1 protein-coding gene is annotated in these 568 nt (G+C 59.2%); it reads left to right on the top strand.

Going from position 1 to position 568, the window contains the following annotated elements:
* Positions 1–63: 63 nt before the first annotated feature.
* Positions 64–568, top strand: a 505-nt coding sequence (locus tag AAIL68_RS17590) for an IS30 family transposase (protein WP_347141074.1), incomplete at its 3' end; no start/stop codon positions are given.

The raw sequence follows: 568 nt of genomic DNA, 5'->3' as shown, positions 1-568 counted from the left end.
GGTGGATTCACAAACGAAGTGCAAATGCCAAAGTAATACAGGTATTTGCATCGAGGTTGACGAATGGCTTCCCACTACCAGCACCTGAGTTTTGAAGAGCGGCGAAAGATTGCGAAATGGCGTGAAGGCAAGATGCCGGTGCCGGAAATCGCAGACCGGCTTTCGCGTCCACCCTCGACAATCTACCGGGAGCTGAAGCGGAACACGTATCAGGACGCCGAGCTTCCGCAGTATAGCGGCTATTATGCGGTGACGGCTCAGGACAAGTACGAGCGCCGCCGTGCGGTTCATCGAAAGCTGGTCGTCCACCCGGAGGTGAAGGCAGCGGTCGAGGATGCGCTCAAGGCGGGCTGGTCTCCGGAACAGATTGCTGGCCGGATGCGGCTTGAGCAGCACCGCATTCGCGTCAGCCATGAAACCATCTACCGCTTCGCCTATTCAAAGCTTGGCCTCGCGGAAGCCTTCTATCGCCACCTGCCTGAGCATCGCAGGCGCCGCAGGCCGCGCACGCACCGGCGACATCAACGCAGTCACATCCAGGACAGCCAGAGCTTGTGTCACCGACCCT

The organism is Paracoccus sp. SSK6 (assembly GCF_039770665.1).
Classification (GTDB): domain Bacteria; phylum Pseudomonadota; class Alphaproteobacteria; order Rhodobacterales; family Rhodobacteraceae; genus Paracoccus.
The sequence above is the reverse complement of the archived record's forward strand: the minus strand, read 5'-3'. Positions and strand labels throughout refer to the sequence as shown.